Below are 18274 nucleotides of genomic sequence, written 5' to 3'. Positions count from 1 at the left end.
TAGGGATGATCCTGCCTTCATAAAAACAATAAACGGAGGAAACTGACATGAATGAAGCTCCACGCCTATCCAAATCTGCTTTGACACGCCGCACGCTCTTGAAAGGTGCTGCGGCCACATCCCTTGCGGCTGGCGGTCTTGCGCGGCCCGCCATTGCGCGCGACATGTCGATTACCGCGCTGACCATGGGCCAGGGTATCTTCGGCCAGCCGCTTGTTGAGCTGACGCCGGCATTCACCAAGGCGACGGGGATTAAGGTCAACCTGATCACCATGGGCTATAACGAATCGATCGAAAAGCAAGTGGCCGCTTTCGCGGCCCATAGTTCTGCCTATGACGTGGTGCAGATCGATTCCATTTATCTCAAAGGCTATGTTCAGGCGGGCCACCTCAAACAGCTCGACAACCTGGTTCCGCAGGCGCAGTTGGCCGATTTTTTCAGTGATATTCCGCCGGCCCTGCGGCAAATGTATTCCGCCGACGGCAAGACCTATGGCATGGCGACGGTCGCCAATTGCCAACGCCTGATCGCCAATACGGTGCATCTCAAGGCGGCGGGCCTGGGCGTGCCCCAGACCTGGGACGATCTGCTGGCGGCGTCGCAAAAGACCGTCAATCCGGGGGCCAAGCAATTCGGCTTCGTGGCAGGCACCGAGCGTTTGATCAAGGCCTTCTCCGTCTGGCTGCCGATTTTCTGGGCTAATGGCGGTGAGCTTTTCGATGCCAAGATGAAGCCGATCTTCGGTGACCAGACGGGTGTGGATGCACTGACATTCCTGCTGGAACTGATGAAAACCATGCCGACCGGCGGCGCTGCCTATACCGAGGCGGATGAGACGCGCGCCATGGCGACGGGCCTCGGCACGCTCGACCCGGTCGCCTGGATTCCGGATGCGATCGTCACCGCCAGCCCGGATATGCGGCCCAATCTGGTCAGCGCCGTTTCACCCAAGGGCAAGGTTTGCCAAGCACCCGTTATGGGCGGCATGGGCCTGACCGTCTCTAACTACTCGCGGGACGCTCAGGCGGCGGCAGAGTATCTGGCGTGGTTCAATAGTCGTGACGTACAGAGCAAGGATCTGGTGCCGCATGGCGGCCAGCCCTGCCGCAACTCCGCCTGGGCCGCCAATGCCTCGGCCAAGCCCTGGTTCCCGGCGGTTGCCGCCAGTCTGAAGGTCGCCAAAATCCGGCCGCAGCTGCCGGAATGGGGCCAGATCGACAGCGCCGCCGGCGTGCAGCTCAGCCGCGCTTTCGTCGGTGAAATCACGCCGCAGCAGGCCATGCAGAATGCGCAGAAGGCGGCGGACGGCATCATGCGGGATGCGGGCTACTATTGATGCTGAAATCCTCACGGCTCGGCGCCTATGCCTTTCTGGCGCCGAGTCTGCTCTGTCTTGCTCTGATTATCGGCTATCCGCTGGTCTCTGCCGTTTCGGCGAGCCTTTACCGATGGAATCTGATGTCAGGCCTGCATCGCTGGCACGGGATCGGGAATTATATTTCGATTCTCACTGATCCCGCGACGGGGCAGGTGGCTGTCGTCACGGTGATCTACACGGTGCTGTCGGTCGTGCTGGAACTGGCTTTGGGTTTCGGCCTCGCCTTGCTGATTCGCCAAGGACTGGCGCGCAAGCTCATGGGCTTTCCGCTCATGCGCGCCATTCTCTGCCTGCCGGTCGTCATCGCGCCATTGATCTGGGCGTTTTACTTTCGCAGCATCTACAGTCCGCAATTCGGCTTTTTCAATATCGTTCTGGGCTGGCTTGGCCTGTCCGCCGTGCCTTGGGTGAACAGTCCGGCGCTGGCTCTTTACAGTCTCGTCATTGCCGATGTCTGGCAATGGACGCCCTTCATGTTCGCGGTCATCCTGGCGGGTCTGCTGACATTGCCAGGGGACGTGACGGAAGCCGCCCGAGTGGATGGCGCCAGTTTCCGCCAGATTCTGTGGCGGATCGAACTGCCCTTGCTGCAGCCGGTTCTGCTGGTTGCCGTTTTGCTGCGGCTGATCGACGCGCTAAAGAATATCGATCTCTTCATCGTCATCACGCAAGGCGGCCCGGGAACAAGCACGGAGATTCTGAATTTCTACGCCTTCAGCACGAGTTTTCAGGATTTTCAGGTCGGTCGCGGTGCGGCACTCGCACTCATCGTTTTCGTCATCATCATGGTCCTCGTCATGCTGCTTCTGGCCTCCATGCGACGCTTCAGTCGCGCGGAGAGCAAGGCATGAAACTCCGTTTGCTCTATATCGTCGCAATCCTCTCCTGCCTCATCGCGGTTTTGCCGCCGCTCTGGGCTTTTTATGTCTCGCTGGTCGTGCATCGGCCTTCGGGCGGCGGCCTGGGGTTCGACAATTATGCGGAAGTGTTTTCGCAGCAGGCCTTCTGGGGCTCGCTGTGGCATTCCTTCGCGACGGCGATGTCGGCGACCGTTGTTTCCGTCCTGCTCGGCTCCATGGCCGCCTACGGCATGACGCGCTTCGGCCGGGGCTTCAATCGCCTGGCTTTGGTGATCCTGGCGATCCGCATGATCCCGAGCATCGTCCTCGTCATTCCCTTCTATCTCCTGTTCCGCAATCTAGGCCTTCTCGACACGATCTCGGGTCTCGCGGTCATCTACCTGACCTTCTCCCTGCCTTTCGCGATCTGGATGATCCGGGGTTTCTTCGCAGCGATTCCACTCGATATCGATGAGGCGGCGCGCATCGATGGCGCATCATCCTGGACAGTGTTGTGGAAGGTCATCATGCCGATCGCGACACCGGCGATTCTCACGACCGCCGTGCTGATCTTCTGCTTCTGCTGGAACGAGTTCCTGTTCGCGCTGGTCCTGACCGATCAGAATGCACTGACCTTCCTGCCACTGCTGATGCGCTTCGTGCCGCCACAAGGGCCGCTTTACGGGCAGATCTTTGCCGGCTCCACGATCTATTTCATTGTGCCGATCATCGCTATCGCCCTCATCCGCAAGCAGCTTGAGGGCAGCTTTACCGCAGGCAGTGTCAAATGACGGTCAGGCAGGATGAAACGCTCAAGCCAACAAGAAGACAAAAAAGCAAAATGACCAATATCCGCACTATCGCCACCGGTCTGTTGTTTCCAGAAGGTCCCGTTGTTCTGCAGGATGGATCGATCGCGCTTGTCGAGATAGCGCGCGGCACCATTACGCGCGTCTTTCCCGACGGTCGGACTCAGGTGATGGCCGATACCGGCGGCGGACCCAACGGTCTTGCGATCGGCCCGGACGGTTGTTTCTATGTCTGCAACAGCGGCGGTTCGCACTGGATTACAGAAGACGGTATCCTGCGCTCGATCCCGAGCGACAACTATTACACCAGCGGCCGTATCGAGCGCGTCGATCCCGCCAACGGCAAGGTCGAGATTCTGTACGAGAGCTGCGGCGAGCACGCGTTGCGCGGACCGAACGACCTCGTCTTTGACCGCCATGGCGGCTTTTACTTCACCGATCTCGGCAAAAATCTGGCGCGCAGCCATGACCATGGCGGCCTGTATTACGCGAAGCCGGATGGGTCTATGATTGTCGAAGTCGCTTACCCGATGCTGACGCCGAACGGCGTCGGCCTCTCGCCCGATGGTGCCACGCTTTATGTCGCGGAAATGGACCCGTCGCGGCTCTGGGCTTTCGACATCATTGCACCCGGCCGTGTCAGCAAACTACCCTTTCCATCGCCTCATGGCGGCCGATTGGTCGCGGGCCTGCCGGGCTTCCAGGGATTCGACAGCCTGGCGGTGGATGCAGCCGGCAATATCGTCCTAGCCACGCTCTATACCGGCAAGATCACTGTGATTTCGTCCAAGGGCGAGATCGTGCGCGAGATCGATACCGGCGATCCGCTGACCACCAATGTCTGCTTCGGCGGTCCTGACCGGCGTACAGCCTATGTGACGCTTGCCGGGCGCGGCGAGCTGGTGGCGTTTGACTGGCCGGAGGGGGGGCTGCCGCTCGCTTTCGGCGACTGATCGGCTTTCCCGCACAAAAACAAATAAAAAAGGGAGACGTTTCATGCATAAAATCTTGCGCAAAACAACAATGTTCATCGGGCTGGCGGCCATGGCTTTGGCTTCGCCGCACGGCGCCTGGGCTGCCGGCAAAAAGATCGGCATCGCCGCGCGCGAAATCACCAACGACTATAATCGCGGCATTATCGACGGCGCGCGGAAGGTGCTGGAAGCGGCGGGCGACAGCGTTGTGGTGACGGATGCGCAGACCGATCCGCGCAAGCTGAACGAGGATATCGAAAACCTCATCAATTCGCATGTCGACGGCATCATCGTGCAGCTTGGCAATGCGCAGCAACTGGCGCCGGAAGTCGCCAAGGCCAATGCCGCGCATATTCCGGTCGTCACTACCTCGGTCGGTGCGCTGACCCCGGGGGCGGTGACGGATATCGACGGCGACGACGCGCTGATGTCGGCGCTGATGAGCCGGGCCTTGCTCTCCTCCATCAACTACAAGGGCGATGTCTACGTCTTCTCGGTTCCCGGCGCGCCTATCCTGGAAACCCGCAAGCGTATTCTGGAAGCAATGGTGAAGGACTATCCGCAGGTGCATCTGCATGACGTGCCGACGCAACATGATCCGGCGCAGGTGCAATCGCAGATGGAAGATATTCTGACGGCGAACCCGGACCCCGGCAGCATCGCTGCCGTCTGGGGCGCCTATGACCTGCTGACCTCGGGCGCGGTGCAGGCCATTCGCGCCGCCGGCCGGCCGGAAATCAAGGTCGCGTCCATCGACGGCGACCGCGTCGGCTTCCAGATGCTGATGGAGAAGGGCAGCCCCTTCATCGCGACCGTGGTGCAGGACGTGCCGCATATCGGCGAGCTTGCCGGGCAGGCGATGATCGATGCCCTGGCGGGCAAAAAGGACTTCCCGGCGACGATGTATACCGACGCCTATGTCGCGACGCATGACAATGCGGTCGCCGCCGCCGAAAAGCGGTGGGGGCCGGATGTCTGGCAGAAGATCCAGCTCGACCCGAAGGCCGTCGCCGCGCAATGGCCGCAGACCGGGCAGGTCGTGGTCGTGCGCCCGACCTTGCCCTGAGCACCGTTGCCAGAGATCAAGGGATAATCAAGATGATCACCAGCCCCGTGCAGGACAGGCGGCCCGCGACGGATATCGCCACCGTCCTGGAATGCCGGGGCATCCGGAAAAGCTTTCCGGGTGTCCTGGCGCTGGACGGCGTGGATCTTTCCATCCGCCAGGGTGAAATCCACGCTTTCGTCGGCCAGAACGGGGCCGGCAAATCGACGCTCGTGAAGGTTCTGACGGGCGTCTATGCGCCGAGTGGCGGCACGATTCTGGTGGAAGGCAAGCCCGTCCGCTTTGCCTCCCCTGCCGACGCGGAAGCCGCGGGCATCGTCATCGTCCACCAGGACCAGCAGATGGTGGGTCAGTTCGACGTGACGCGGAACGTCTTCCTCGGCCGGGAAATCGTCTCCGGCGGATTGCTGGACTTCAAGACCATGCGGGCGGAGACGGAGGCAGCGCTCAGCCGCGTCGGTGCCAGCTTCCCGGCGACGGCCCTGGTGCGGGATCTGACGGTAGCGCAGCGGGCCCTGGCGGCCATTGCGGCAGCGCTGACCCGGGCGCCGCGCATCCTGATTCTGGACGAGCCGACCGCCTCCCTCAGCGACGCCGAAGCCGAGCAGCTTTTCGCCATCCTGCGCGGGCTGAAGGAAAGCGGCGTCACGGTCATCTATATTTCGCATTATCTCGACGAGATTTTTGATCTCGTTGACCGAATCACCGTCTTACGCGACGGGCGTTTGGTTTCGACGCATGCGGTGGATGAGACCAGCCGGCAGGCGATCATCGACTCCATGGTCGGGCGCGCCTTGTCCCAGCTTTACCCGAAGGAGCCGATCCCGCTTGGCGAGACGGCGCTGACGGTGGATGGGCTGAGCCAGGGCCGCAAGGTGCGCGACGTTTCCCTCAGCGTGCGGCGGGGCGAGATTCTGGGCATTGCCGGCCTAGTCGGCGCGGGCCGGACGGAACTCGCCATGGCGCTGATGGGAGCGGCACCACGTAATGGCCTTGTTCAGCTGCACGGCCAGGTGTCGCGCCCGTCCTCGCCGCGGGCGGCCAAGGCGGACGGCTTCGCGCTGATCCCCGAGGATCGCCGGCATGAAGGGCTGGTGACGGAGCTGACGGTGCGGGAAAACCTGTCGCTGCCGACCATCAGCCGCTTCGCGCGCCTTGGCTGGCTGAATCTCCGCGCCGAGCGCGCCTGGACGGCCGGGCTGATCGAGCGGCTGAAGATCGTGCCGCCCAACCCCCGTCAGATCACGCGCAACCTTTCGGGCGGCAATCAGCAGAAGATCGTCATCGGCCGCTGGCTAAGCGGGGCCAGCAAGGTCTTTATATTCGATGAGCCGACAACGGGCGTTGATGTCGGCTCCAAGGTCGAGATCTACCGCCAGATGACGGAAGTCGCCCGCGCGGGTGCGGCGGTGATTTTCATTTCCTCGGATTTCGAGGAACTGGTCGGCATGTGCGACCGCGTCGCGGTCATGCGCAAGGGCCATATTCTGGAAACGCTGCCCGCAGAAGGGCTGGACGTGCCGCAGCTGATGGCGATCGCGACGAGCGGCGAGCCAGCGGATCGGGCCGATGCGCTGGAGGATGAAGCGGCCGTGGGCCGCCGCAGCCTGGGCGCGCTGCTGACGCGATGGGGCACGGTGATCGGCATGTTGGTGGTGCTGGCGGCGATCGGCATTGCGGCGCCGGATTTTCTGGCGCCCAAGAATGTCTTCGACGTCATCAAGCAGGGCAGCCTTTTGGCGCTCATCGCCCTTGGCCTGACATCGGCGCTGGTCGCTGGCGGGTTCGACATGTCGGTCGGCGCTGTCAGCCAGTTCGCGGCCAATCTGGCCTCCGGCACGATCGGCGGTGGCCTCGGCATGGCGGCCGGCATCGGGCTTGGCGTGGGCGAGGGGTTTCTGGCCGGGCTGCTGAATGCCGGTCTGGTTCTGCTCTTTCGCATTCCGCCTTTCGTCGCGACGCTCGGCACCATGTTCGTCGCCATGGGCCTGTCGCTGCTCTACAATCACGGTCAGGCATTGACGCTTTACGACCAGCCGAAATTCTTCTTCATCGGCCAGGGCTATTTCGGACCCATCCCCTTCATCGCCATTCTGCTGCTGATCGTCGTCGCGATCCTGCATATGTTGTTCAAGCATACGCGCACGGGCGTCAGGATGTATGCGGTGGGCGAAAATCTGGCTGCCGCCCAGTTGCGCGGCGTCAGCCGCCCGCGCGCCGTTCTGGCGTCCTTCATCACCGCCGGCATCATTCTGGGCTTCGCTGGCACTGTGCTCGCCGCCTATAGCTACGGCGCCTCTGCGCTCGCGACCGGGTTCGATTTCCTGATATCGGCGCTGGCGGCGGCCTTCCTCGGCACCAGCCTGTCACGCACCGGCGAACTCTCGGTCATCGGCACCGCCATTGCCGCGATCTTCCTGGCGGGGCTCGCCAACGGCCTTGTGCTGCTGGGCATTTCTAACCTCGCGCTGCCCGGAATCCAAGGCCTGGTCCTCATCCTCTCGATCCTGCTCGGCGTCGTGCATAAGCGCGGCATCGGCCAGGTGCTGATTTTCTAAGGAAGCAGCATCATGAGCATCGATTTCGCGGCGCGTTCCCATGACCGCCTTCTGTCATCCCTGGTGGAAGCCTTCCGCGCCTATGGCGCGATCCTGGGCATGGTCGCCGTCTTCATCGTCATCGCCCTGATCAAGCCGAGCTTTGGCCATGTCGCCAATATCGAAAACGTGCTGCGGCAATGCACGGTTCTGCTGATGATGTCGCTCGGCCTGACCTTGGTTTTGGCCATGCGCGGCGTCGACCTATGCGTGGCGCAGACGGTCGATGCCGCCGCCATCATGTCGGCGGGCCTCTTGGTGCATGGCGCGCCGACCTGGCTCGCCTTCACCGCGCCCTTGGTTCTGGGCGTCGTCATCGGTCTGCTCAACGGGCTGCTGACCGCGTATTTGGGCATTCCGGCGATCATCGCGACTCTCGGGATGATGTTCGTCGTGCGCAGCGGCGAGCTGATCTACACGCACGGGTCCGACCCGCAAATTCTCTTTACCCTGCCAGACAGCACCACGCAGGTTTTCTTCTTCCTGGGACGTCATACGATTGCTGGCGTGCCGGCGCTGATCGTGCTGGCGCTTATCGTCTTCTTCGCTGTCTATGCGCTGGCAACGCGCACGGCTTTCGGGCGGCAGGCGCGGGCAGTCGGCTTCAACGTCCGCGCCGCCTATCTCGCCGGCATCGATACCCGGCGCGTCTTCGCCGCCGGCTTCGTGGTCAGCGGTGTCTGTGCCGCCATCGCCGGCGTCGCCATGGTCTCGCGTACCGGCATCGCCATGCCGCGCGGCGCGGAACCGCTGCTGCTGGATGCCTTCACGGCCGTCTATCTTGGCACGCTCGCGTCTCGCGGCGGCGCCATGACCATTCCCGGCACGCTGGTCGGCACGCTGTTCGTGTCTTTCCTCAGCAACGGCCTGACCATGCTGGGACTGGGCGCGCCGTTCCGCTTCACCCTCAATGGCTTGTTCATTCTGCTTGCCATGGCCGTCGGCGCGCTGCGCCGGCCGCACTGAAAACAAAATCAGAGGATAATGACATGACCCTTGTCATCGACGCCCATAATCATATCGGCCCGCGCACGGGCGCGGGGCAAACGGGCGCGGAACTGGTCGCGAAGATGGATCAGGCCGGCGTGCGGAAAGGCGTCATCTTTCCCTTCGTCGAAGGCAATTTCACCAATGACGCCGTGAAGGTCGCCTATGACGAATTCCCCGATCGCCTGATTCCTTATTGCGCCGTCAATGCCTGGGAACCGGGGGCGGCGGCGGAAGTGCGCCGTTGTGTCAAGGAATGGGGCTTCAAGGGGCTGAAGCTGCATCCGACGATCAACGGCTATCATCTGGCCGATCCGAAACTCTGCAATCCCTTGTTCGAGGAAGCCGGAGATCTGGGCATCCCGATCATCGTCCATGGCGCCAGCGACTTGTTCAACGCACCGCCGGAATTCGCCGAAATGGCGCGGCGCTTTCCGCGCGTGAAGCTGCTGATGGCGCATATGGGCTTCTTCTGGGGCGTTGAGCAGGCCATCGCCTATGCCCAGGAACTGCCGAACCTTTATCTTGAGACATCGCGCGCGCCCATTCATGAAATCACGACGGCAGTGCGGGAGCTGCCTCCCGGCAAGGTGATTTGGGGCACGGATTCCCCTTTCGTAGACTATGAATGGGAGTTCAAGAAGATGGAGCGCTGCTCGAAAGACCCCGCAACCTATGCGGCCGTCGTCGGCGGCACGATCGCCGAAATTCTCAATATTGCCGCATAGATCTTGCGGCTCTGATGGCGGCAGGCTGATCGCCTGCCGTTCGATTGATCAAAGACAAGAAACTTGAGAGGGATGGAACCGATGCCGGATAGGGAGGTGACAGGCTTGGCGGCCCCACGCGCCGGGGCAAGCGCCGGCCGTGTCTTCGGCAGTTCCTGGTCCTGGGCGGCGATGGGCTGTCTTTGGTCCATCTATGCCATGAATACCAATATGCGGCAGTGGTTTCAGATTCTGCAGCCATCCTTCGTCAAGGAATTCCATCTCGATGCCTCGCGGATGGGTCTCTATTCCGGCATTCTGATGATCGCGCTCAGCGTCTCCGGCACGGGGCTGGCGCCTTGGCTGGATCGGGGCGGCCATGGCTGGGCCCGCAAATACCGGCATCTGCCGATCGCTCTTTGCTATTTCGTCTTCACGATCCTGACCGGCATTGGGCCGCTGACGACGACCTTCGGCGCCATCTTCGCCTTCCAGCTCGTCAAGAACCTCGCTAGCGGCATCGGCGAGACGGCGGAGGTGACGGCGGTGGCGGAATGGTGGCCGGTAGAGCAGCGCGGCTTCGCGCAAGGCCTACATCACACGGCCTTTCCCTGGGGCTCTCTGCTGGGCGGTCTGGCGATCTCCGCCGTGCTCTCTATCTTCGGCGATCATGCCTGGCGGCTGGTGTTTCTGATCCTGCCTTGGATTCTGGTACCGCTTCTGATCATCTATTGGCGCTTCGCGACGCCGCGCAATTATGCAGCCTTCGTTGATGACACCAAGGCCCGCGGCCTGACGCCGCCGCTGATCGAAACGACGGACGGCAGCGTGCTGCATGCCGCGCCCGGCGCTTTCGGGCGCGCGCTGCGCAACCCCAATATTCTCGTCTCGTCACTGGTCTGCGGGCTTTGCAATTTCAGCTATTACGGGCTCGGCTTCTGGCTGCCGCTGTATCTGGCTTTCGTCGCGCATTACCCGATGGCGAAAGTTGCCGCCTATTCCGTGATCTTCACCATCACCGGCGGCATTGGGCAGATTGTCTGGGGCCTGATCGCGGATCGGTTCGGCCGCAAATACAGTATGGTCGCGATGTGCATTTGGCTTGCAGTCGCCTATATGCTTTTCCGCTATATCGGGACGAGCGTAGGCATCATGATCGCGATCCAGCTCTTTATCGGCATGGCGATCAACGGCGTCTATCCGGCTCTTTACGCTATTTCCTCCGACTCCACCGAGAAGGGTGCGGTCGCAATCGCCAATGGCCTCAATATGGGCGGTGCGGCCCTGGGCGGCCTCGGCACGATCGCGGTGGGCTACATCATCCAGGCGGGCGGTGGCTATAGCTCGCCAACCGGTTTCATGATCAGCCTGTATCTGCTCGCTGGCGTCATGGTGCTGGCGGCTGTGCTCATGGCCTTGTTCACAAGGGAGACGACTGGCCCCTTCATCCATCTGGATCGGGCCTTGGTCAGCCGAGTCTCCTGCCTGCGCAGCGGTCAATAAATCAACATAAGGGAGGTCGTGCGATGCCAGTCAAACAGCCGGGTTTCGCGAAGCGCCTATGGGCGCTGGAGAATGGCTATCTGCAGGATGACCGCAGTGCCTTGGTCGTGGGCGAAAAGGGGCCGGTGACGATTCCTTGCCCGGCCTTCCTGATCGAGCATGAGCGGGGGCTGGTGCTGCTGGATACCGGTCTGGTTCCGGCAGCGGCTGAGAATGCGGCAACCGTCTATGGCGATATGGCAACCAGGCTCGGCATTACCCTGAAGCCCGAGCATAGAATCGACCGGCAACTTGAAGCCTTGGGATTCAAGACCTCCGACATCGACTATGTCATCATGTCCCATCTCCATTGGGATCATACCGGCGGCATGTATCTCTTTCCGCAGGCGAAGTTCTTCATCATGAGCGGCGAGATCGCTTATTCCCGCTGGCCCTTGCCGGCCTCGCCGCAATACCGGGCGGAAGATATCGACCCGACGCTCGGTTTCGATTGGACGGAGGTCGAAAGCGCCGACTACGATTTCTTCGGCGACGGCAGCTTGCGATTCATCCACCTGCCTGGTCATAGTCCTGGCAATGCCAGCCTCGTGGTGCGTCTGGCCAGCCGGACGATCATCCTGGCGGCGGATACCGCGCATCTGCGGTCCGGCCTGCATTCGGACAAGCCGATGCCCTCCGACTGGAATACACTCGAATCCGTCAGGTCCATCCGCAAGCTGAAGCAATTGGCGCATAGCCTGGATGCGCCGATCTGGATGCTGCATGACCCCGAAGATTGGGCCGAGTTCAAGCATGCCCCAGAATTCTACGAGTGATCGCAAGGCCATGGTCTCGATGCAGCATTCTGGCGGAAAGTCAGGGATTTTGTCGGTGGTGGTTGCCGGTTGGGCGCGAGCCGGCAACTTCGCCCTGCTCGGGATTTTCGTCACTTTGCTTTTGATCTTCTCGCTGACGGTGCCGCATTTCGCGACGGTCGCCAATCTGTCGAATGTCCTGCAGCGGAATTCGATCATCGGCATCGTCGCCTGCGGCATGTTGCTGATGATCATCCTCGCTGGCTTTGATCTGTCGGTGGGGGCGGTGGGTGCCATGTCATCCGTCGTCGCGGCGGCGCTGATCGTGCATGTTTCGATGGTTGCAGGTATTGCGGCCGGCCTGCTGCTGGGTCTTGTCGTCGGGCTCGTCAACGGTTTCTGCATCGCCAAGATCGGCATCAATGCCTTCGTTGCGACGCTTGCGACGCAGGTTCTGGTGACGGGCTTTCTTTTCGTCGGCACGGCGGCGCAGCCTATCTATGGCGTGCCGGAATCCTTCACCTTTCTCGGTCTGGGCAAGATCGGGCCCTTGCCGGTGCCGACTTTGATCTTTGCGATCATCGCCCTTCTAGTCTGGGCACTTTTGCGGTTCACGACCTTTGGCCATTACATCTACATCGTCGGCGGCAATCGTACGGCCGCGCGCCTCGCCGGCATCAATGTCGATCGGGTGACGATTGCGACCTACGGCATCGGCGGGCTGCTGGCCGGTGTCGCCGGCATCGTTCTGCTGGGAGAGACGACCATCGGCCAGCCGGCGAGCGCTACCGATTGGCCGTTGAGTGCCATCGCGGCTGTCGTCGTCGGCGGCGTGCCGCTCAGCGGCGGCGTCGGGCGCGTCAGCGGCGCTATCCTCGGCACGCTGCTGCTGGGGATCATCGCGAATGCCTTGAACCTCTTGGGCATCTCGCCGTTCTGGCAGCCTGCGGTGACGGGGGCCGTGATTCTGGTAGCGGTCGGCGTCGATGCCTATCAGCGCCGCCAAAGCGAGCGGCGATAAATTTCAAATAAGAACAAGGGAGGAAATCATGATGCGTTTACAGCGACGGCTGGTTCTAGGCGGCCTGGCGGCGGCCGGACTTCTAGGTGTGACGGGGAAAGCCTTTGCGGCCAAGCGACGCATCGGCTTCATGATCTGGAATACGTCGGTCCCCTTCTACTCGAATCTGATCAAGCTGGCGAAGGAGACGGCGGCGGCCAACAATGTCAGCCTCGATATCCAGAGCGGCAATGGTGATCTGTCAGCGCAGATATCGATCGTCGAGCAGTTCATCGCGCAGCAGGTCGATATGATCCTGATCGCGCCGAGCGATCCGCGCGGCATCGTCCCGGTCATTCGGCAGGCGAATGCCGCCAATGTTCCGGTCATGGCAGTCAATACCAAGGCGGATACCAGTACCGGTGCCAAGGTCATCACCTATGTCGGCGTCGATGACTATGTGTTTGGTCAGCGTCAGGGGGATCTTCTCGCTCAAGCTTTAGGCGGCAAGGGCAAGATTGCCTATATTCTCGGAAAGCTCGGCACCTCCGCGCAGCTGGCGCGTGAGGCAGGGCTGATGGACACATTAAAGAAATATCCGGGCATCACCATCGTGGGGCGTCAGGCGGCGGATTGGGATAACGCGAAAGCGCTCGGCATTACGCAGGATTTCCTCAGCCGCTATCCGCAAGGGACGCTGGACGCGATCATCGACCAAGGGCCGGAAGGTGTGAATGGTGCCAGCTTCGCTGCGCGCAGTGGCCGCACAGACGTGAAATTTATCATGGGCGATTATCCTGCCGACGTGCGCAATGCCATCATCCAGGGCACGGTCTATGGCACGGTCGACCAGGACCCGGCGCCGCAAGGCAAGTATGCGATCATCGACGCTGTAGCCTGGTTGGACGGCAAGCAGTCCCAGGTGCCGCAGCCGGATCACTATCTGCCGCTGCCGATCATCACCAAGGCCAATGTCGCGTCCATGCCAGCCGCCTGGGGCGGTTGAGCGCCGATCGGGCATAGGACAGCGCCATGCTTCTGGAGATGCGGAATATTGCAAAGAGCTTTGCCGCAGGTCCGGTGCTGCATGGCGTCGACTTCTCCGTCGCTGCTGGCGAAATCCATGCGCTGATCGGCCATAATGGCGCCGGCAAAAGCACCCTGATGAAGACTCTGGCTGGCAATTTCGCCGATTATAGCGGCGAGATACTGATCGAAGGGCGCCTCTCGGCTTTTCATACGCCGGCCGAGGCGCTGGCTCAGGGTGTTGCCATCATCTACCAGGATTTCGCGCTCGTTCCGGACATGTCGGTCGCCGCCAATATTGCTCTCGGGCGGGAGCCGAAAGGGCCTTGGCCTGGGTTGATGCCGCATCGTGCCTTGCGTGAGCGTTCAGCGCGCGAGGCGGCATCTCTCGGCATCGACCTGCCGATGGATCGGCCAATTCGCAGGCTGGGTGTGGCGGCGCAGCAATTGACGGAAATCGTGCGTGCCTGCTCGCAAGACGTACGTATCCTGATCATGGATGAGCCGACCGCACGCCTGGCCCCGGCGGAACGGGCACATCTGTTTGCCGTCATGCGAAGGATGGGGCGGGAACGCGGCGTCGGCATCATCTATATCAGCCATTTCCTTGATGAGGTGCGCGACATTGCCGATCGCATCACCATCATGCGCGACGGAAGGGTGGTAGAGACGAAAGCGGTCGCGCATTACACCGTCGATGATCTGGCGCATTTGCTCGTCGGCCATACGGATATCGTGCTGGATCAACGGCCCGGGCGGCGCAATGCCAAGCAAACCCAGTCGGGTCCGCCCGTGCTGGAATTGGATCATCTTTCGGTCTCCGGGCGTCCCGGCGTGTCTCTGACCTTGGCTGCGGGGGAGATTCTGGGACTAGCGGGGCTGGTTGGCTCGGGCCGCACCCGCCTCGCGCGAGCGATGGTCGGCGATGTGGTGAGTAACGGCACCTTGCGCATCGACGGACGCGCGATCACGCGCCGCTCACCGCAGCGCTCCGCCGCCGCAGGCCTGGTGATGGTGCCAGAAGACCGCAAGATTTCGGGTCTGGCGCTGGCGGCAAGTGTGGAGGCCAATATGGAGGTCACGGCGCTCGGCAAGATTCTGTCGCGATACGGGATCATCAGACGCCGGGCGCAGCGGCAGATGGTGGAGAGGCTGATAGGCAGCTTTCGCATCCATCCGCCCGTGCGTGAAAAGCCGGTCGGTACGCTCAGCGGCGGCAATGCGCAGAAGGTGCTGCTCGCGCGTGCCGTAGCAGCTCGTCCTCGGGTCATGATCCTGGATCAGCCGACCGCAGGAGTGGATATTGGTGCAAAAGCAGAGCTGCACAAGCTCATCCTGCTCGCGGCGGAGGAAGGAGCAACGGTCGTTCTGATCTCCGATGATCTCGATGAGATACTTGGTCTTGCCGATCGTGTCGTCGTCATGACGGCAGGTTCGGCCGGGCCGCCGATTTCGCGTGCCGATTTGGACCGGGCCAAGTTGCTTTCGGCGATCAGCCGCGTTTCCCAAACTAATATCGCAGGTGTCGATTTTCCCAGATAGGCTCTTCCTCATATTGTGGGGGCCTGGCGCAATATGTGTGGAGCTTTCGGGTTCTCCCGCACTTTCCGTGCTGTTGAGCTTGTACTGTGAGACCAGATAGAGGAGACACATGGACCCACGTCCATGGTGGTCGAGCTCGTGTCATCCGCCTTGCTCTCTTTCGTCCCGCGGTCGCTTCGGGTGACGTGTGTGCTGCCAACATCTACTCGCGGCTTTATCGCGGCGGTTCCAAAAGCTGCCTGGGCCAATTGTCCGAGCTGCCAGACCCCGTCCAGACGCACTCAGCTCGGGCAGGCTCCTCTGTGGAAGCAGCCGAGTGGCGACAGCATGCTGGATCCATTTAAACCGATACTCGGTCGCCGCTGGAGTGAAGGCTGCCGCAACGCGACCCAACTCTGGCGTGAACTTCGTGATCTCGGATTCCGGGGGCGTCCAACCATTGTTCGAGATTGGGCAGCCAACCATCGCGGCGCAGTCCAGGAACACGATGGAACAAGCCTGCCACCAAGTCGGCCAGTCCCCACTGGCTATCGGCTGGCGCGTCTCCTTATGACAACTAGAGCAGGGATGAACGCCGAGGAGCGGATATTCATCTCTCAAATGTTGGCAGCTGAACCAGCGTTAGACGTCGCTATCGCTTGGGCTAGGCGACTGACTGAAGTTCTTCGCCGCCGAATTGTCGAATGTTGATTTCCGTTGAGATCTGGGCTCTTCCGCATAAAGCGTGCAGGTAGAGCTTGTACTGAGCTCTCAAATTTGCCACAGCATGGGGATTCGCACTGTTTCCGGATCTCGCAAGCTGTGTCTATATCTCGCCCTCTCCAAATCCCTAAAGGCTTGGCGCTTTGTCGAGTGGCGACTGGTCCGGACAGTATCGTGATTGAAGTTGAATCGCGGGCAAGATCCGCGTGTTGTCCAGACTACGGCAATCCATCGCAACAGGTCCACAGTCGTTATCGGCGCAGTCTCTCTGATCTGCCGTGGCAGGGACGTCCGACGATCTTGGCTGTTTCAGCACGACGGTTTCGGTGTTCGCACACGGCGTGCGCGCGTCGCACATTTGCGGAGCCTCTCGACGATGCGGCTGCCCGACGCGGCAGGCACACAAGTCGCCTTGTCGATCTTCAGCGATATATCGCTTTTGCACTCGGCGGTTCTGCAGGTGCGCGCATGGCCGACCGCATATCCTGCCCGGTTAGTGCTGACACCCTGGGTCGAAGAATTGCCTGCCCACGGCCGGCTATCGGCGACCACGGGCCGCCGCGCGTTCTGGGCGTTGATGACTGGGCGTGGCGTCGTGGGCGCCGCTACGGCACCATCCTCGTCGATCTCGAGCAAAACAAAGTGGTCGATCTCCTGCCTGATCGCCACTCTGAGACGCTAGCATGTTGGCTTCGCGACAATCCTGGCGTCGAGGTCGTTGCACGTGATCGGGCTGGCGCTTATGCCGATGGCATTCGCCAGGGCGCGCCGAGCGCAATCCAGGTCTCGGATCGGTTGCATATCCTGCGCAATCTTTCAGACGCGTTTCTCGCTTTGATTGATCGCCATAGTGGCGTGCTAAGCGCATCGCTGCCGAACTTTATCCGCGCCCTCAACCTGATGATATAGGGCGAGATGGAATCCGGCGAGTGGGCAGACCGCGAACCCTCTCTCAACCGGCCACGCAAGCCGCGACCATCCGCAGGGGCAAGCTATTTGAGGAAGTTAAAACCCTTAAGGCTCACGGTGTTTCTCACCAAGCGATCGGCCGCCACCTTGGAATGGAGCGAAAGACCGTGCGGCGTTGGCTACAGCGAGGGCACGCCCCAAATTGGACGCACGCGCAGAGATCCAGCATCGTTGATGACCACGCCGCGTATCTTCACAGGCGAACGGCAGAGGGATGCCGCAATATCTCTCCGCTTTGGCGTGAACTGGTTGCCCTTGGTTTTGATGGACAGCGCAGCGTTGTCTACCAATGGTTCGAAAAGCCTCGTGCCTTGGCACAAGAACATGCCGATGCGTCACACCGATCTGTGCCACTGGGAAGACGGCTAGCACGTCTGCTGCTGACCTCTCCCACGCGTCAGTCCGTGACGGAGCGCGAGTGTGTGGCCAGGTTCCTCGCGGCCGAACCCGCGCTTGCTGCGACTTCCCGCTGGGTCAAGGCTATGGACCTGCTTCTGCGCAAGAAGACGAAAGCGAGCCTCAACAGCCTACTTGATATCGGCGAGCGAACGCTGTTGGCCAAATTCGCAATGGGCTTCCGGCGCGATCTCAGTGCCATCAAGAACGCGCTTGCCACACCTTGGACCACCAGTCCGGTCGAAGGTCAGATTAACAAGCTGAAGATGATCAAGCGCACCATGTATGGCCGCGCTGGATTCCAACTCCTACGTGCCCGGATCCTTCATGCAAACTAGCCAGTCGATCTGCACGCTTTATGCGGAAGAGCCTAGATCTCGGCGAAAATCAACAACCAACCTATCAGGATGAGTGCTTTCAAAGTCTCGGCGTGTCGACGAAGCCAAGGACGCACGACATCGCCATTTCGCCAGAGTGGGCGAAACTCGTTTGCGAGACTTTCAATTTCATCGCGTGTCGGCTGGCGTTTCAACGGCATTGCCGAGAAAATGTGGCGGCTAAAGCGTCTACGAGCAAGTATCGTCTGCTCGGTTTAACCTGGCCACGATAAACCTTTCGTCAATCTCGTAGTTAATCGCCGTTAACTCATTTGTTGTGACATTCGTTAACTCATCGGTTAACGCATCTGCTAACTCATTTGATAACTCGTTCGTTAACTCAAATCCGAATCCTACCGTCTTTGAAAAAAGGGTCTATCTGTAACAGACCAAGGCACCCTAGCGGGTGCTTGGTTGCGGCCCCTTCAGGGCCGCGTTACGGTGCCGATCGAGCCGCAGACGATGTTCTGTCATCTCCGGAGATACCCTTGCCATTAACTGGTCCTGTCGACCAAATTGCCACCCGTCTCAAAGCGCTCGAGAGCGGGCAGGCGCTCCTGAACCAAGCTCTAGGGCTCATGGTGGACACCCTACAACGACAGACGGA

Annotated in this window: 15 protein-coding genes; all 15 read left to right on the top strand. The window is 61.1% G+C overall.

The window, feature by feature from the left end; all coding sequences use genetic code 11:
* The first annotated feature begins 47 nt into the window (after positions 1 to 47).
* The 15 genes from ASILVAE211_RS23090 (at position 48) to ASILVAE211_RS23020 (ending at position 17628) form a co-directional block, all read left to right on the top strand.
* The gene (locus ASILVAE211_RS23090) at positions 48 to 1337 is read left to right on the top strand and encodes an ABC transporter substrate-binding protein (protein ID WP_227323727.1); all 1290 of its coding nucleotides are present in this window, start codon (positions 48 to 50) and stop codon (positions 1335 to 1337) included.
* Positions 1337 to 2230, top strand: coding sequence for a carbohydrate ABC transporter permease (locus ASILVAE211_RS23085; RefSeq protein ID WP_227323726.1), 894 nt, complete (start codon positions 1337 to 1339; stop codon positions 2228 to 2230). Before ASILVAE211_RS23090 ends, ASILVAE211_RS23085 begins: the two co-directional genes overlap by 1 nt.
* On the top strand, positions 2227 to 3009 hold the full coding sequence (locus ASILVAE211_RS23080; protein ID WP_227323725.1) for a carbohydrate ABC transporter permease: 783 nt from the start codon (positions 2227 to 2229) through the stop codon (positions 3007 to 3009). Before ASILVAE211_RS23085 ends, ASILVAE211_RS23080 begins: the two co-directional genes overlap by 4 nt.
* A gap of 50 nt (positions 3010 to 3059) precedes the next feature.
* On the top strand, positions 3060 to 3980 hold the full coding sequence (locus ASILVAE211_RS23075) for an SMP-30/gluconolactonase/LRE family protein (RefSeq protein ID WP_227323724.1): 921 nt from the start codon (positions 3060 to 3062) through the stop codon (positions 3978 to 3980).
* A gap of 43 nt (positions 3981 to 4023) precedes the next feature.
* Positions 4024 to 5067 carry a substrate-binding domain-containing protein gene (locus ASILVAE211_RS23070; RefSeq protein ID WP_227323723.1) on the top strand — a complete coding sequence of 348 codons (1044 nt, stop codon included), beginning with the start codon at positions 4024 to 4026 and terminating at the stop codon, positions 5065 to 5067.
* A gap of 32 nt (positions 5068 to 5099) precedes the next feature.
* Positions 5100 to 7625, top strand: coding sequence for an ATP-binding cassette domain-containing protein (locus ASILVAE211_RS23065; protein ID WP_227323722.1), 2526 nt, complete (start codon positions 5100 to 5102; stop codon positions 7623 to 7625).
* Positions 7626 to 7637: 12 nt separating this feature from the next.
* The gene (locus ASILVAE211_RS23060) at positions 7638 to 8630 is read left to right on the top strand and encodes an ABC transporter permease (RefSeq protein WP_227323721.1); all 993 of its coding nucleotides are present in this window, start codon (positions 7638 to 7640) and stop codon (positions 8628 to 8630) included.
* Between the two features lie 23 nt (positions 8631 to 8653).
* The gene (locus tag ASILVAE211_RS23055; protein WP_227323720.1) at positions 8654 to 9379 is read left to right on the top strand and encodes an amidohydrolase family protein; all 726 of its coding nucleotides are present in this window, start codon (positions 8654 to 8656) and stop codon (positions 9377 to 9379) included.
* A gap of 81 nt (positions 9380 to 9460) precedes the next feature.
* The gene (locus ASILVAE211_RS23050) at positions 9461 to 10861 is read left to right on the top strand and encodes an MFS transporter (protein ID WP_227323719.1); all 1401 of its coding nucleotides are present in this window, start codon (positions 9461 to 9463) and stop codon (positions 10859 to 10861) included.
* 23 nt (positions 10862 to 10884) lie between these two features.
* Positions 10885 to 11676: an N-acyl homoserine lactonase family protein gene (locus tag ASILVAE211_RS23045; RefSeq protein WP_227323718.1), complete on the top strand. Its 792-nt coding sequence runs from the start codon at positions 10885 to 10887 to the stop codon at positions 11674 to 11676.
* Positions 11654 to 12676 (top strand): ABC transporter permease, encoded by a 1023-nt coding sequence (locus ASILVAE211_RS23040; RefSeq protein WP_227323717.1) that lies wholly within the window; start codon positions 11654 to 11656, stop codon positions 12674 to 12676. The genes ASILVAE211_RS23045 and ASILVAE211_RS23040 overlap by 23 nt, the downstream gene beginning before the upstream one ends.
* Positions 12677 to 12704: 28 nt before the next feature.
* Positions 12705 to 13661 carry a sugar ABC transporter substrate-binding protein gene (locus tag ASILVAE211_RS23035; protein ID WP_227323716.1) on the top strand — a complete coding sequence of 319 codons (957 nt, stop codon included), beginning with the start codon at positions 12705 to 12707 and terminating at the stop codon, positions 13659 to 13661.
* 26 nt (positions 13662 to 13687) lie between these two features.
* Positions 13688 to 15223, top strand: a complete 1536-nt coding sequence (locus ASILVAE211_RS23030) for a sugar ABC transporter ATP-binding protein (protein ID WP_227323715.1) — start codon at positions 13688 to 13690, stop codon at positions 15221 to 15223.
* Between the two features lie 801 nt (positions 15224 to 16024).
* Entirely contained in the window at positions 16025 to 16834 is an 810-nt protein-coding gene (locus tag ASILVAE211_RS23025; RefSeq protein ID WP_319799633.1) for an ISL3 family transposase, read from the top strand.
* A gap of 152 nt (positions 16835 to 16986) precedes the next feature.
* Positions 16987 to 17628 (top strand): transposase, encoded by a 642-nt coding sequence (locus tag ASILVAE211_RS23020; protein ID WP_227323750.1) that lies wholly within the window; start codon positions 16987 to 16989, stop codon positions 17626 to 17628.
* The last annotated feature ends 646 nt before the right edge of the window (positions 17629 to 18274 follow it).

It is taken from the genome of Acidisoma silvae, from assembly GCF_020618775.1.
In the GTDB taxonomy this organism is placed as follows: Bacteria; Pseudomonadota; Alphaproteobacteria; order Acetobacterales; family Acetobacteraceae; genus Acidisoma; species Acidisoma silvae.
Note: the sequence above shows the minus strand (reverse complement) of the source record. Positions and strands in the feature narration are given on the sequence as shown.

Excerpts from the sequence above, each read along its gene's own strand:
- ASILVAE211_RS23030 (WP_227323715.1), top strand. The coding sequence starts at position 13,688 with ATGCTTCTGGAGATGCGGAATATTGCAAAGAGCTTTGCCGCAGGTCCG.
- ASILVAE211_RS23070 (WP_227323723.1), top strand. The coding sequence starts at position 4,024 with ATGCATAAAATCTTGCGCAAAACAACAATGTTCATCGGGCTGGCGGCC.
- ASILVAE211_RS23035 (WP_227323716.1), top strand. The coding sequence starts at position 12,705 with ATGATGCGTTTACAGCGACGGCTGGTTCTAGGCGGCCTGGCGGCGGCC.
- ASILVAE211_RS23080 (WP_227323725.1), top strand. The coding sequence starts at position 2,227 with ATGAAACTCCGTTTGCTCTATATCGTCGCAATCCTCTCCTGCCTCATC.
- ASILVAE211_RS23045 (WP_227323718.1), top strand. The coding sequence starts at position 10,885 with ATGCCAGTCAAACAGCCGGGTTTCGCGAAGCGCCTATGGGCGCTGGAG.
- ASILVAE211_RS23060 (WP_227323721.1), top strand. The coding sequence starts at position 7,638 with ATGAGCATCGATTTCGCGGCGCGTTCCCATGACCGCCTTCTGTCATCC.
- ASILVAE211_RS23090 (WP_227323727.1), top strand. The coding sequence starts at position 48 with ATGAATGAAGCTCCACGCCTATCCAAATCTGCTTTGACACGCCGCACG.
- ASILVAE211_RS23040 (WP_227323717.1), top strand. The coding sequence starts at position 11,654 with ATGCCCCAGAATTCTACGAGTGATCGCAAGGCCATGGTCTCGATGCAG.
- ASILVAE211_RS23050 (WP_227323719.1), top strand. The coding sequence starts at position 9,461 with ATGCCGGATAGGGAGGTGACAGGCTTGGCGGCCCCACGCGCCGGGGCA.
- ASILVAE211_RS23085 (WP_227323726.1), top strand. The coding sequence starts at position 1,337 with ATGCTGAAATCCTCACGGCTCGGCGCCTATGCCTTTCTGGCGCCGAGT.
- ASILVAE211_RS23065 (WP_227323722.1), top strand. The coding sequence starts at position 5,100 with ATGATCACCAGCCCCGTGCAGGACAGGCGGCCCGCGACGGATATCGCC.
- ASILVAE211_RS23020 (WP_227323750.1), top strand. The coding sequence starts at position 16,987 with ATGGAGCGAAAGACCGTGCGGCGTTGGCTACAGCGAGGGCACGCCCCA.
- ASILVAE211_RS23075 (WP_227323724.1), top strand. The coding sequence starts at position 3,060 with ATGACCAATATCCGCACTATCGCCACCGGTCTGTTGTTTCCAGAAGGT.
- ASILVAE211_RS23055 (WP_227323720.1), top strand. The coding sequence starts at position 8,654 with ATGACCCTTGTCATCGACGCCCATAATCATATCGGCCCGCGCACGGGC.